This is a genomic window from Paenisporosarcina sp. P4_B8 (genome assembly GCF_056402175.1).
The window spans coordinates 149,387-162,389 of sequence record NZ_JBFUHX010000002.1 but is presented as its reverse complement, the minus strand read 5'-3'; the positions used below and the strand labels follow the sequence as shown (position 1 = coordinate 162,389).

The 13,003-nt window shown below is 40.8% G+C and carries 11 protein-coding genes; all 11 read right to left on the bottom strand.

The window, feature by feature from the left end; genetic code table 11:
- The 11 genes from AC1DSK_RS02855 to AC1DSK_RS02805 all read right to left on the bottom strand — a co-directional run bounded on the left by AC1DSK_RS02855 (position 1) and on the right by AC1DSK_RS02805 (position 12,890).
- Positions 1-1,923 carry a penicillin-binding transpeptidase domain-containing protein gene (locus tag AC1DSK_RS02855; protein WP_477546581.1) on the bottom strand — a complete coding sequence of 641 codons (1,923 nt, stop codon included), beginning with the start codon at positions 1,921-1,923 and terminating at the stop codon, positions 1-3.
- Positions 1,924-1,981: 58 nt separating this feature from the next.
- Positions 1,982-4,183 (bottom strand): penicillin-binding protein, encoded by a 2,202-nt coding sequence (locus AC1DSK_RS02850; protein ID WP_477546582.1) that lies wholly within the window; start codon positions 4,181-4,183, stop codon positions 1,982-1,984.
- Positions 4,180-4,548: a cell division protein FtsL gene (gene ftsL, locus AC1DSK_RS02845; protein ID WP_477598045.1), complete on the bottom strand. Its 369-nt coding sequence runs from the start codon at positions 4,546-4,548 to the stop codon at positions 4,180-4,182. The genes AC1DSK_RS02850 and ftsL overlap by 4 nt, the downstream gene beginning before the upstream one ends.
- Entirely contained in the window at positions 4,549-5,499 is a 951-nt protein-coding gene (gene rsmH, locus AC1DSK_RS02840; RefSeq protein WP_477531318.1) for a 16S rRNA (cytosine(1402)-N(4))-methyltransferase RsmH, read from the bottom strand. It abuts the gene before it with no gap.
- Positions 5,500-5,744: 245 nt separating this feature from the next.
- On the bottom strand, positions 5,745-6,176 hold the full coding sequence (gene mraZ / locus AC1DSK_RS02835) for a division/cell wall cluster transcriptional repressor MraZ (protein ID WP_036659407.1): 432 nt from the start codon (positions 6,174-6,176) through the stop codon (positions 5,745-5,747).
- Between the two features lie 454 nt (positions 6,177-6,630).
- The gene (bshC, locus tag AC1DSK_RS02830; protein WP_477546584.1) at positions 6,631-8,253 is read right to left on the bottom strand and encodes a bacillithiol biosynthesis cysteine-adding enzyme BshC; all 1,623 of its coding nucleotides are present in this window, start codon (positions 8,251-8,253) and stop codon (positions 6,631-6,633) included.
- Positions 8,254-8,335: 82 nt separating this feature from the next.
- Positions 8,336-8,725 (bottom strand): DUF3397 domain-containing protein, encoded by a 390-nt coding sequence (locus AC1DSK_RS02825; RefSeq protein WP_477546585.1) that lies wholly within the window; start codon positions 8,723-8,725, stop codon positions 8,336-8,338.
- Positions 8,718-9,614: a 2-dehydropantoate 2-reductase gene (locus AC1DSK_RS02820; protein WP_477598064.1), complete on the bottom strand. Its 897-nt coding sequence runs from the start codon at positions 9,612-9,614 to the stop codon at positions 8,718-8,720. The genes AC1DSK_RS02825 and AC1DSK_RS02820 overlap by 8 nt, the downstream gene beginning before the upstream one ends.
- A gap of 119 nt (positions 9,615-9,733) precedes the next feature.
- A complete protein-coding gene (locus AC1DSK_RS02815) occupies positions 9,734-11,275 on the bottom strand; it encodes an acyl-CoA carboxylase subunit beta (RefSeq protein ID WP_477531315.1) in 1,542 nt (513 codons plus the stop codon).
- Positions 11,276-11,320: 45 nt separating this feature from the next.
- Complete coding sequence (locus AC1DSK_RS02810; RefSeq protein ID WP_477546586.1) at positions 11,321-11,533, bottom strand: acetyl-CoA carboxylase biotin carboxyl carrier protein subunit; 213 nt, start codon at positions 11,531-11,533, stop codon at positions 11,321-11,323.
- Position 11,534: 1 nt separating this feature from the next.
- A complete protein-coding gene (locus AC1DSK_RS02805) occupies positions 11,535-12,890 on the bottom strand; it encodes an acetyl-CoA carboxylase biotin carboxylase subunit (protein WP_477546587.1) in 1,356 nt (451 codons plus the stop codon).
- Positions 12,891-13,003: the final 113 nt, after the last annotated feature.

The window sequence follows — 13,003 nt, the reverse complement described above, 5'->3', positions numbered from 1 at the left end:
TTATTCACCTAAGTATAAATGAACCGTACCGTCTACAGACAGTAAACTGTCTGCTTTTGGAAGCTGGGAGATGATTTTATTTCCCGTCCCGTGCCATTCAATTCTGAAAGGCTCTTCCATTTTAATCACTTTATTTTTCTCGAGACCTACTAGTTCAGGTACTCGCAATTGCATTGCATCTCCCCAACGATACTCTTTTTCAAGTTGATCTTTGGCAGAATTCTTGAATCCAATAAAAGGAGCACTATCTTCAATGATTTGTCCTACAATCGGTGCAGCAATAACTCCACCGAACTGCAACACGTGTTTTGGATTATCTATGGCGATATATACCACGATTTCAGGGTCGTTAGCCGGTGCAAAGCCAATAAACGAAACAATGTATTGCCCTTCTACATAGCGACCGTTAACAGCCTTTTGAGCAGTCCCTGTTTTCCCTCCAATGCGCATCGTATCGCGGAATGCATTTCGGCCTGAGCCGTTCGCCACAACTGATTCCAATGCTTCACGAACTTGTTTGGATGTTTCTTCAGAAATAACCTGTCTTACTTTCGTTGGTTTGTTTTCCTTTATCACTTCGTTCGTTTGTTCATTGTAAATTCGATTTACAACATAGGGTTGAAACAAAGTACCGCCATTGACAGCAGCTGATACTGCCTGAACTTGTTGAATGGGTGTTGTTGAAATTCCTTGGCCGAACGATGTAGTCGCATGTTCGACAGGTCCATAACTTCCTTTAGAAAACAGAATTCCTGAGGATTCACCAGCAATGGATGATCCTGTTTTTTGCCCAAAACCAAAATCACGTATGTATTGCGACAGCTTGTCACGTCCAACACGTTGACCTAGTTCAATAAAGCCTGGGTTACAAGAGTTTTCAACCACTTCCAAAAAAGTCTGATGCTTATGACCTTCCCTTTTCCAGCATCGCAACCTTGCGCCTTCGACAATCGCATACCCCGGATCATAAAAAGCTTCTTTTTTTAAATCCACTTTCCCTTCTTCAAGAGCAGCTGCAAGCGTGATTATTTTGAAAGTTGAACCAGGTTCAAATGTCATCGACACCGGCAAGTTCTGATTATAAACGCTAGGACTCACTTTGTCATATTGTAAAGGATGGAAAGTCGGGAACGAAGCTAATCCCAGAATCGCTCCTGTTTTTGGATTCATGGCAATTCCCATCGCCTGATCAGCATCATATTTCTTCATTGCCTGGGATAATTCTCTTTCTATCACTTCTTGGACATCTAAATCAATCGTCAAATCGATCGTCGAACCATCCTTTCCTTTCCCCCATTCGTCATTTACATGGGGTAAGGAAGTGCCTTTTGCATCTGTAAATAATCTGAGCGTTGATTCTGTCGATGTCAAAAATTCATTGTATTGATATTCAATACCGGCTAGACCTTCATGATCGTATCCAGTGAACCCCAATAACCGAGACAATATTTCATCATGGGGATAATCTCGAACATAGTCAACCCCTGTATATAAACCAGGAATTTTTAAGGATTGGATTTCAATCGCTTTACCGAGCTCTATATTCTTTCCTGCAGGCGCCAATTTTATTAGGAATGTTTTTTTACTCATCTGCTCAACCAGTTTATTTTCGTCAATATTAAGAGCTTTGCTTAGTTTTGCAGCAGCACTCTCAACATCTTCATTTTGAGCAGGCATAAAATACAGCGTCGGTGAGAGCTTGCTTCCTACAATTAATTCACCATCACGATCGCGAATGTTGCCTCTTGTCTGTGAAAATGGAATTTCACGATCCCAATTCTCTTCTGCTTTCTCAGTAAGCCATTCATATTGAAAAAATTGCATGTAAATCAATTTCCCCAATGATGCAATACTTAAGCAAAAAAAGAGAAGAACCATTGACCGAACTCTGATTTTCAATTGCTGAGGCACTCCTGCCTTCATTTTAACCACACCTTGTTTTTTAACAACGTATGATAGGAATGGAGTGCCTATTCAATATTTAATCTTGCGGAAGTGTTTCTTCTCCATCTTTAACCGGCGGTGGTTCTATTTTTTTATTGGTTTCTTCCGGTGTTTCCAATTTAATAACGATCGGGGTCTGTTCGTTCGCGACCGACCCTTTGGAAACACTTTGACTTACGACATACCCTTCTCCGACGACTTCAATGTTTAATCCGGAAAGCTCTTGGTATACCCAAATATGACGTTTAGACCAATTCGTAAAGTCCGGTATCGTGATAGGACCTTGTGTTTTCAATAGGACCAGACTCCCTGGAAGAATTTCAGTACCAGCAGCTGGAAACTGCTCTTGAACTTTGCCATTTTCTCCGATAGTCACTGCATTCATTTTATGTTCAAGCATGGTACTTTGAGCCATCGCCAAATCTTTATCTTTCACATCCGGCAGTGTCACTGATGGAATGGATTTTACTTGCTGTGGTTTGATGTTCATGTATTTCAAACTATTTTCAGTCACGGATTTGAATATTTCCGAAACAGGAATGGATCCCACTTCACCATCTTTTAATTTCGGTTTGGAAACCGCTACATATACCACCAACTGTGGATCTTCTGCGGGAGCCATGCCAAGAAATGAATACAAATAGTTTTCATACCCTTTCTGATAGCGTCCAAACTCATCCGGAATTTCCGCAGTTCCCGTTTTTCCGGCCACCGTATAATCCGTCAGTTCAAATCTTTTAGCCGTCCCGTGTTCAGCCGTAACCGTAGAGGCCAATAACTCCCGCATTTTTTTTGCAGTTTCCGCAGAAATAGGTTTACCTGCTTGTTCCGGTTTTGAGTCATGCATGACCTCATTGGTAGAGGGGTTTACTATTTTTTCGATAACATACGGTTTCATCATGACTCCATCATTAGCAATGGCTGTTTCGGCTTGAATCAGTTGCATAGGGGTCACAGTGGATCCTTGACCAAACGTAGAAACCAGACGGTCGATCGGCCACTTACTGATAATTTCCCCGCTTGCTTCATTTGGCAGGTCAATGCCTGTTTTCTTGCCAAAGCCAAATTTGTCCAAGTATTCAAGGAAGACGGTGTCACCCAGTCTCTCTAGTAAATAAGCCATGGCAACGTTTGAGGATCGTTGGAATCCTTCTTCAAACGTAATCGTACCCCATCCTGTACGATTGTGGTCACGGATTGTTCGGTCGAGTAATGTATATTGTCCCGATTGGTACCAAGCGTTCGGATCCCATTTGCCTTCTTCCATGGCAGCAGCAACCGTAAACGTCTTCATCGTGGAACCTGGTTCTATCGTATTTTCAATAGTTTCATTCAACCAGTTTGTTGTCAGTCCTTCACGTGTTTCCGGATCGAAAGAGGGACGCTGGCTCATGGCCAGAATTTTCCCCGTCTTCGGATCTGCGACCATCGCTACTATTTTCTCAGGATTATACTGTTCCTCAACACGACTCATGGCATCTTCAAGGAAATTCTGGACTGTTTTATCCAGCGTCAGATGAATGTTATGCCCATCCTGTGCAGGCGTCACCATTTCTTCAGAATTCGGTAGTAGATACCCCCATAAATCACTTTCGTATTGCACTTTTCCATTTTTCCCAGTTAATTGCTTGTTATAAATCGATTCAAGACCCATTTTACCTACTGTCTGGAAAGTGCCATCTTTCTGTTCTTCTTTCACGGCAAAACCAATTAAATGAGAAGCAAATGTCCCATTTGGGTAAAAACGTTTTAAATCTTTGACAAAAACGAGACCAGGCAATTTATGCTCCGAAATTTTCGTCATGACTTCATGACTGATATCTCTGCCAGCAGAACCAAATTCAACTTGATAAACGCCTTCTTTCGATAAACGTTCCATTATTTTCTCTTTTGATAATGGAATGTATTCAGCAAGTACAGTTGCCGTTTTCTCCACATCATTTACATGTTGTGGATTTTTTGCATTTGACGTTGCTTCTGGACTGAGCACCGCTACTAATCGGTAGCTCAATGTATCTTCCGCAATAATTTCACCGTTTTTATCGAGAATTTTACCTCGACTCGAAGTAATCACTTGTTCTCTTTCATATTTGGCGGCTGCTTTTGCTGCAAGCGCTTGCCCATCCGCTTCTCCCGTGACCTGAATAAATATCATCCTTGACAACAATAGAAAAAAGAGCCCTCCGTAGAACAATAACATCAGAAAGGCTCCCCATTGAAATCGAAATTTCTTCTTCATTGTCCCGGTACGACCTTCACATTTTGCTCGTTCAGTTTCAAGCCAAGTGCTTTAGCTTTTTCCCAAACTCGCTCATACTTTGAGAGCTCACTAACTTGAATGGACAAATCTGTATTCTGTTTTTTCGTTTCATCGATTTGTTGTTCAATTGATCGAATGTCTTGAGCAGAAGCGTGAATGCTTGCTTGTGTCTGTAAAATCATCACACAAAACAATGCAATGACTGATACGAAGACTGCAAATAATATTTTCTCACCTTTAGTAAAAATTTTCCGTTCCGGCTTAGTCGACGGATGGATGGCAGGCTGTGGATTAACGACAGGCTGCTTAATGTAAGTTGTTTGTGTTTTTGCGTGCATTGCCATTTAGACACGTCCTTCATCCTTTATTTTTTCAGCGATTCGTAACTTCGCTGATCGAGAGCGATTATTGTGAAGTAATTCTTCTTCACTTGGTAATATCGGTTTTCTTGTTACTAATTTCAACATAGGTTCCATGCCTTCTGGGATGACAGGTAAATTTGGTGGTAGATCCGGGTATGAGGCTGCTTCTTTGAAAATGGTTTTCGTAATGCGGTCCTCCAGTGAGTGGAAAGTGATGACGCTGATACGTCCATTTAATGCAAGCAAATCGAGTGCATCTTGGAGTGATTGTTCAGCAGCTCCTAGTTCATCATTCACTGCAATCCGAATTGCTTGGAAAACGCGTTTCGCAGGATGTCCGCCTTTTCTTCTGGCAGGTGCTGGGATCCCATCTTTAATTAATTCTACAAGTTGTCCCGTTGTTTCGATTGGTGCATGTTTTCTGGCTTCTTCAATCTTGCGAGCGATCTGTTTTGAGAATTTTTCTTCACCATAGCGATAGAAAATGCGGACCAAATCATTGAATTCCCATTCGTTGACCACGTGATAGGCCGAAAGTGGCGCAGAAGTATCCATACGCATGTCCAAAGGTGCATCATGGTTGTAACTAAATCCACGTTCCGGGGTATCGAGTTGTGGTGATGATACACCCAGGTCATACAGGATCCCATCCACTTTTTCGATGCCAAGTTCGTGAAGCTTTTCTTTTATGAAGCGGAAATTCGCATGTACAAAGATTACTTTGTGCAAATGATCTGACAGACGAATTTTCGCATTTTCGATTGCGATTGTGTCTTGATCAAAGCAAATCAATCTTCCTTGATCGTTTAATTGTTGTACTAAATATTCACTATGTCCCGCTCCACCAAGGGTGCAGTCAACATATGTACCGTCTGGACGAATGTTCAATCCGTCAACGGTTTCATGAAGCAATACGGTTGTATGGTTGAACAACTGTTCGTCCTCCTAAATTTTGTTTTGACTAACTCCGAAGCCCAACTTACTCCTAAGCTACAGTCTCTCATGCGAAAGCAGACTTTCGCATCGAGCCTTCCAGCGCCGGAGTTGAGCTTACGTGGACTTCTCCGTTTTGGCCCACTGGATGTGGGTTATGAAGGCGTTGCGAAATTTCTTAGCACTATATTTTGCGACGAGTAACCGCAGGAGCACCACGACGACGCGTTCTTAGACTTCTTTCCCTAGATATCAAAGCCAATCATATTTTCAGCTAAATCGTTAAATGAGTCCTCGGATTCATCAAAATAGGATGTCCAAGAATCTTTTGCCCAAATCTCAATTCGATTTGAAACGCCAAGAACAATACATTCTTTTTCCACATTTGCATGGGATAATAATGTACTTGGGATATTGATTCGACCTTGCTTATCAATTTCAACTTCTGTTGCTCCAGAAAAGAAGAATCGCGTAAATGCACGGGCATCTTTTTTAGTTACAGGCAACGCCTTTAATTTTTCTTCAAGTTTTCGCCATTCATTCATAGGATAGCCGAATAAGCAGTTATCAAGACCTCTTGTAATTACAAATGTCTCTTCAAGGTGCTCACGAAATTTTGCCGGTATAATAAGACGGCCCTTCGCATCAACACTATGTTGATATTCTCCCATGAACATCCTACTCACCCCACTTATTGTCATTAATGTACCACATCCCCCCACTTTCCTCCACCATTTTTATATTTTTTTTTCATTACACGATGAAATGTGTAAATAGTACTTGCTGAAACAGCCTAAAAGCCTTTTACCCCATAGAAAAAAGCCGTCTCATTAACCGAGAAGGCTTCAGCATGTTGACGAAAGAATATTAATCAATATAAAAGTATAAAAATTCGCATTCTTATCTTTTGCACTCTATCGAAAAATATTATGGTCGGCTATTTCTTTCGCTTTCCGCGGACGAAACGCTAGCCTCCTCGGCTCAGCTTATTTCGTTTTTCCGCAGGAGTCTTCAGAAATTGCCGACCATCTTACTAATGAAATAATATGAAGAGATACGCAAACAGAAGCGAAATCCGTTGATTGAAGTATCTAATACATTTCAACATTAATAGTTAACAGACCATAAAAATTAATACGAAATGACTTTATGCTTTCCGTTAAATTCAAACGGTTGAGATAAAAGATCATCAATTAACGTTGGGCCCACTTCATTTAAGAACAATAATGGGCTAAACCAACGTTCCTGTAGCGTATATTCTGGGAAAAGAAACCCTTCAATATGATTGTACTTACGAAGCTTCACTTCATGACGCAACAAATTGGCATCTTCTATTTTACGGCTCAAGTAACTAAATTGGTTGTTATGAATCGCCAAATTTTTCTCCGTCAGAACGGAAAGCGAAGTAGATGATTGTGTTGTGGCTAAATGATTTGTTAGTTTTTCGTAATGCTCAACCAGTGTCTGCTGGATTTCCCGAATCATTTCTTCCGCCACATCATCTTTAACATCATCCATAAAGTCCTGTTTATGCATTTGCATTTGTCCGTTGAAAACACTTTCCAGTGGTAAATCAAGCTCATTCAAATACTGTTTGGACTTTCTGTCAATAATGGTCATAGATAAGCGAGGCACGATGACAGGTAATTCCATATCAAAATGTTCGAACATGGTTTTGAAAGTTGCCCAATACGCCAGTTCACCAGGGCCACCAATGAAAGCTAAGACAGGGAATACCATTTCCTGCATTAACGGACGTGTCACTACATTGTTGCTCAAGCGTTCTGGATAATTTTTTGCAATGTCCAGTAATTCTTTTTTAGTGAAAGAGAGACCCGCAGCTTCATTTTTAAACGTCCCATCGAAGTGCTTTAATAAAAATCGTTCTCCATTTTCTACGATGAATAAGTTACCACTGTCTACGGATGCTTGAATAGGTTGACCGTATCCCGCTTGCTGAAAACGATTTTCCTGTTCGACAACAAGTGATGCAATTTCTTGCGCTTGGTCTATCATCTTCTCAAAATAAGGAGATTCATATCGACGAAGGGGTTCGAATGCTGCATCAACCAGCAACAAGCCTTCATTGGCAAAAAAGTCATGCATCATTACGGTGAAAAATTGACTATAGGTTGAAGCTTGTTCGGCCACTTTCAAATACTTTTGAAGCAATACTTTCGTATAAGCCGTTTCCGTGAATTGTTTAAAGACGTCACGAATAAACGACTGTAATTTTCCGGTCTCTAGCATACTCTCAGATGCCATTTGTTTACGATTAGGTCGAACATTATAGGTTTGTTTTTGTAAAGTCCCCCGTAATGGCGTAAAAGTAGAGTTAATTTCGTCTAAGTCATGGTCTTCTCCCGCAATCCAAAAAACAGGTACGACTGGAACACCTAATGCTTCCCGTTGCTGTTTGGCCAACAGGACAATTGATATCGCTTTATGTACAGAATAAAGTGGTCCAGTAAGTAATCCCGCTTGTTGTCCTCCAATAACGACAAGGGCATTTTCTTCCAATTCTTTCAAATGAAAATCCACTTTTTCGCTATGAGGCAGATTCGACATATAGTCACGGATTACTTTTGTCAGTTGTGTTCGGTCTATACGGTGCGATTTTAATGTCTTCGCACGATTCACAAAAGATGTTTGGTTCGGTAAATTATGAAAATAAGCAGAAAGCTCTTCCTTTTGAGCATAAAAATCAGACATGAAAGAACTGCTATTTGGTTGATCAATTTGGTCAAATTTCATCGTGGTAACTCCTTTTGTTTCTAAATACAAATCGAGTATAACATTTGACGGCACGCCTGGAAAAACAAACGACTTATCAGCATTAATTCATGTATTCTATTACTTTTATCACAAGTCCTCCACACCAGATAATAAAGTAAGAAAAGCTGAGAACTAAAAACAAGAATCTCCAAATTTTACGGAGCAAGGTCATTAATTCTATTTCCTTCTTCGACTTCCATTCCAGTATTGTCAGCAAGACGCTCGTGATTAAGGCCAAACCAACTATAATACCCATCGTTTCAATATGAAACAAAGATTCGAGTGCTACAGGAATTGACATGAACAGAAGAAAGGTTGTTATATCTGCTGCATGGCCAAAAGCTCTGGACGTTTTCTTTGTCAATTTCAATGAAATGATATAAACCACAATGAACATGAATAGAGGCATAACGATAAGGAAACTGATTATTGCTTGAATAATATTAGTCATGAGATTGACCAATTTCATCAATCGCCAACACTAAATTGTATAGCGTTCGCAACACCGGCAAATCTCTATCTCTAGTTGCAGCCATTTGAAGTAGTGCCCCTACGATTGGTTCAATTTCAGTTGTTCGATGATTTAGTCGATCTTGTAACATGGAAGAATTATTTTTGGCTGTTTTTATACAAAGTGCTTTTACTTCCTCAAAAGTCAGCAGTTGCGATATCTCTGCAAAAACACTTTCAATTTCATAAAATATTGTTTTCATCAGGAAAAAGGCATGAGAATTTGTAAGCAGTTCACCATTCGTTATTTGTAAAACCGCAGTGATTGGGTTAATACAGGCGTTTAATATTGCTTTGCGTAATACAATTCCATAAGCATCTTCTGCTAGCTCAATGTGAAATAAAGGACTTTCAAATAAGGTGAAGTCCAAATGGTTTGTTTTCTTTATGTATGGAGCAATCTTTGTGACGCCGATTCCTTTATGGACAACTATAGACGAATCCTCTTTCATGGCGCCGTGTTCAATGGTCGCTATATAAACCGGGTGATTGTTAAATTGGTTAACCCACTGTAAGTGAGCAAGTCCATTTTGAGTAAATAACAATGCTGTTGACTCAGGCAAAGACTTCAAATGGGGTTCAATTGAAGATAAATGGTGGTATTTAACCGCAATTATCCATAAAGCATCTGTAGGAGCTTGGTTGAACTCTGTACTGGCAAACACTTTTGTATGCACAGTTTCACCATCAGGTTGAATGCGAGTAATCCCTTTGGTACAAAGAGTAACTGCTTGTTCATGAGTTCTTGTTATGTAGGTAATTTCATGTTTTTGTTCACTCAAGTATGAGCCAATCAGCAAACCGATTGCACCCGCTCCGACAATAACCACTTTCAATGCACATTCAACTCCCAAATGAAAAGCGCAATGCGCCATTCTAGCTAGTCTGTTTCTATTAACTATCAGAAAAGGCCTACCGACAAACGGCAGACCTTTCGTCTTTCTCATGATTATACTGGATAAACTGGATGTTTACGAGGTGGTTGTGGAATATGTTTCGTACTATAGGCACGGTAACGCATCGCCAGCACTTCACGTAAATTACTAGGCGCCACAATTTCATCAATAATCATTTCTGAAGCTAATTTGTAAATATCAATTTGCTCTTTATATTCCTGATGTTTTTCCTGAACAAATTTCAAACGCTCTTTCGGATCTTCAATGGCTTCTATCTTGTTTGAAAATACAGCATTCACTGCAGCCTCGGGACCCATTACTGCAATTTGAGCGGTTGGCAGTGCGATACACACATCCGGCTCAAATGCAGGGCCAGCCATTGCGTAGAGACCAGCTCCATAAGCTTTACGAACGATAACAGAAATTTTAGGTACTGTTGCTGAGCTCATGGCCATAATCAGTTTCGCACCATGTCGAATAATGCCTGCACGCTCAACTTTTGTACCAATCATAAATCCTGGTACGTCTGCCAGGAACAGCAATGGAATACCAAACGCATCACACAAATTGATGAATTTCGCTGCTTTGTCAGCCGAGTCCACGAATAATACGCCGCCTTTGGCTTTCGGTTGATTAGCGATAATCCCAACGGCCTGTCCCTCAATTCGTGCAAGTCCAGTGATGATTTCAGTCGCAAACAATTTCTTGATATCAAATAATGAACCTTCGTCAATTAATTGATCAATCGCTTCGTACATATCAAATGGTGCATTTTGATTTTCAGGGATTATTGCTTCCAGCGTGCGGCCATCTTTTACCGCTTTTGGTTCAACCACTTTTGGCATTTCCGTAAAATTCGCTGGGAAGTATGCTAAATAACGACGAGCTTCAGAAATGGCTTCTTGTTCTGATGATGCCAAAACGTCTCCGCATCCACTAACTGAACAGTGCATGCGTGCGCCGCCCATTTCCTCCAATGTCACTTTTTCCCCAATTACTTTTTCAGCCATACGCGGCGAACCTAAATACATGGATGCATTTCCTTCAACCATGATGACGATATCGCAAAACGCCGGGATGTACGCACCACCTGCAGCTGATGGACCGAATAGCAAACAAATTTGAGGTACAAAACCAGACATACGAACTTGATTGTGGAAAATCTTCCCTGCTCCACGACGATTTGGGAACATATCTAGTTGATCAGTAATTCGCGCTCCAGCAGAATCGACCAAATATAGCATCGGTACACGGTTTTTCTCTGCAATTTCCTGAATTCGAATGATTTTCTCAACTGTACGTGATCCCCATGAACCCGCTTTTACTGTCGAATCATTGGCCATTACACAAACTTGCTGACCTCCGACCTTACCTGTCGCCGTTACGACGCCATCTGCAGGCAAGTCACCTGCTTCACAATTTGCAAAGCGACCATCTTCTAAATACTCACCATCATCAAAAAGCAATGCTAAACGATCACGAACAAATAATTTATTTTGCTCTTTCATTTTTTCATGATATTTTGAATGGCCTCCCGCAAAAATACCAGTCAGTTTTTCTTCTAAGCGTTCGTTATAAGTTGTCTTAACCGTCATGTATGTTACCCCCTTTGTTTCAATCCCACTTGCCCCATGTAATTTTTATTCGAACGTTACTAGTACATCGCCTTCATTAACGAAATCGCCGATTTGCGCATCAATTTTCGCAATTTTACCTGCTGTTTCTGCTTCAACCGGAATTTCCATTTTCATTGATTCTAAAATCATAACCGTTTGTCCTGCAGTTACTTCGTCGCCTACTGCTACAGTAATATTGAAAACTGTACCGGCCATTGTTGATTGAATTTGTTTCATGTTATTTTTCCTCCTTTTGTTGTTCAAGCCATTGTGGTAACACCGCTGTTGTATATGCGCCGTTCATAAACGCTTCCGCTCCTAAAAATTCCTGGAACAATGCAACATTCGTTTTTACTCCTTCAATCGTAACCGATGAAAAGAATGTTTGCGCTTTTTTTACTGCCTGTTCACGAGATTCAGATTGAATGATGACTTTAGCAATCATTGGATCGTAAAAAGGAGTTACTGTGTTTCCTTCTTCATAACCTGCATCAATGCGAATGTCTTCTTTAGTTCCCCAATCCAGCTTGTTGATTTTTCCTGGTGAAGGGAAGAACGTTTTTGGGTCTTCTGCGTAAATCCGGAATTCTAAAGCATGCCCGGAGGAATGAATGTCTGCTTGATTAGGGATTGGTAAAGCCTCCCCTTGTGCCACTTGCAATTGCCATTCCACTAAATCAAGTCCAGTAACAGCTTCCGTCACCGGATGCTCCACTTGAAGTCGAGTGTTCATTTCCAAGAAGTAGAATTCATTGTTTTCATCCACGATGAATTCCACAGTTCCAGCATTACGATAATTCACCGCTTTTGCCGCATCAACTGCAGCTTGAAGCAGCCGTTCCCGTGCAGGCTGTGGGAAATTCGGTGATGGTGATTCTTCAATTACTTTCTGATTACGTCGTTGTACTGAACAATTGCGTTCAAACAAATGAACAATATTACCATGAGTGTCACCAAAAATCTGCACTTCAATGTGACGCCCGCCGGAAATGTATTTTTCCAAAAAGACCACGTCATCTCCGAAGTAAGCCTTCGCACGCGTTTTCACAGAAACGAAATTCTGACTGAGCGCTTGCTCATCATCACAGCGAATCATGCCAATTCCGCCACCACCACTGCTTGCTTTAAGCATAATCGGATAGCCAATTCTTTGCGCTTCTTCCAACGCCGCTTCCAAAGTAAGCACTCCTTCATCCGTCCCTGGTACTACTGGAACTCCTGCAGCTTGCATCGTTTGACGTGAGCCAATTTTATCGCCCATTTTATCGATAGTTTCTGGCTTGGGACCAATGAAAATCATGCCCTCTTCTTCAATCTTCCTTGCAAAACTTGCATTCTCTGAAAGCAGACCATAGCCTGGATGAATGGCGTCAACCCCTTCACGCTTAGCCAAGGCTAAAATATCATCCACTTTCAAGTAAGATTGTTGAACTTGGCTTGGACCGATCAAGAATGCTGAATCAGCTTCTTTTACATAAGGTAATTCCGCGTCCGCTTCTGCATAAATTGCCACTGTTTCAATATGTAACTTCTTACATGTTTCGATAATTCGTCGTGCAATTTCTCCCCTGTTTGCAATTAAAATTTTCTTCATATGTTGTCCCCCTATGATGTTCGAACATGAAACCCCATCTTTAATAGTCTATACGAAAAATGAAAACGATTTCAACCTTTGAATGAAGAAATATTCAAACTAGACAAACAAAT

What these genes read in the sequence shown, in the direction of transcription:
- mraZ (WP_036659407.1), bottom strand. Translation starts at nt 6,176, where the DNA reads ATGTTCATGGGAGAATATCAACATAGTGTTGATGCGAAGGGCCGTCTT.
- AC1DSK_RS02815 (WP_477531315.1), bottom strand. Translation starts at nt 11,275, where the DNA reads ATGACGGTTAAGACAACTTATAACGAACGCTTAGAAGAAAAACTGACT.
- AC1DSK_RS02810 (WP_477546586.1), bottom strand. Translation starts at nt 11,533, where the DNA reads ATGAAACAAATTCAATCAACAATGGCCGGTACAGTTTTCAATATTACT.
- AC1DSK_RS02855 (WP_477546581.1), bottom strand. Translation starts at nt 1,923, where the DNA reads ATGAAGGCAGGAGTGCCTCAGCAATTGAAAATCAGAGTTCGGTCAATG.
- ftsL (WP_477598045.1), bottom strand. Translation starts at nt 4,548, where the DNA reads ATGGCAATGCACGCAAAAACACAAACAACTTACATTAAGCAGCCTGTC.
- AC1DSK_RS02805 (WP_477546587.1), bottom strand. Translation starts at nt 12,890, where the DNA reads ATGAAGAAAATTTTAATTGCAAACAGGGGAGAAATTGCACGACGAATT.
- AC1DSK_RS02850 (WP_477546582.1), bottom strand. Translation starts at nt 4,183, where the DNA reads ATGAAGAAGAAATTTCGATTTCAATGGGGAGCCTTTCTGATGTTATTG.
- bshC (WP_477546584.1), bottom strand. Translation starts at nt 8,253, where the DNA reads ATGAAATTTGACCAAATTGATCAACCAAATAGCAGTTCTTTCATGTCT.
- AC1DSK_RS02825 (WP_477546585.1), bottom strand. Translation starts at nt 8,725, where the DNA reads ATGACTAATATTATTCAAGCAATAATCAGTTTCCTTATCGTTATGCCT.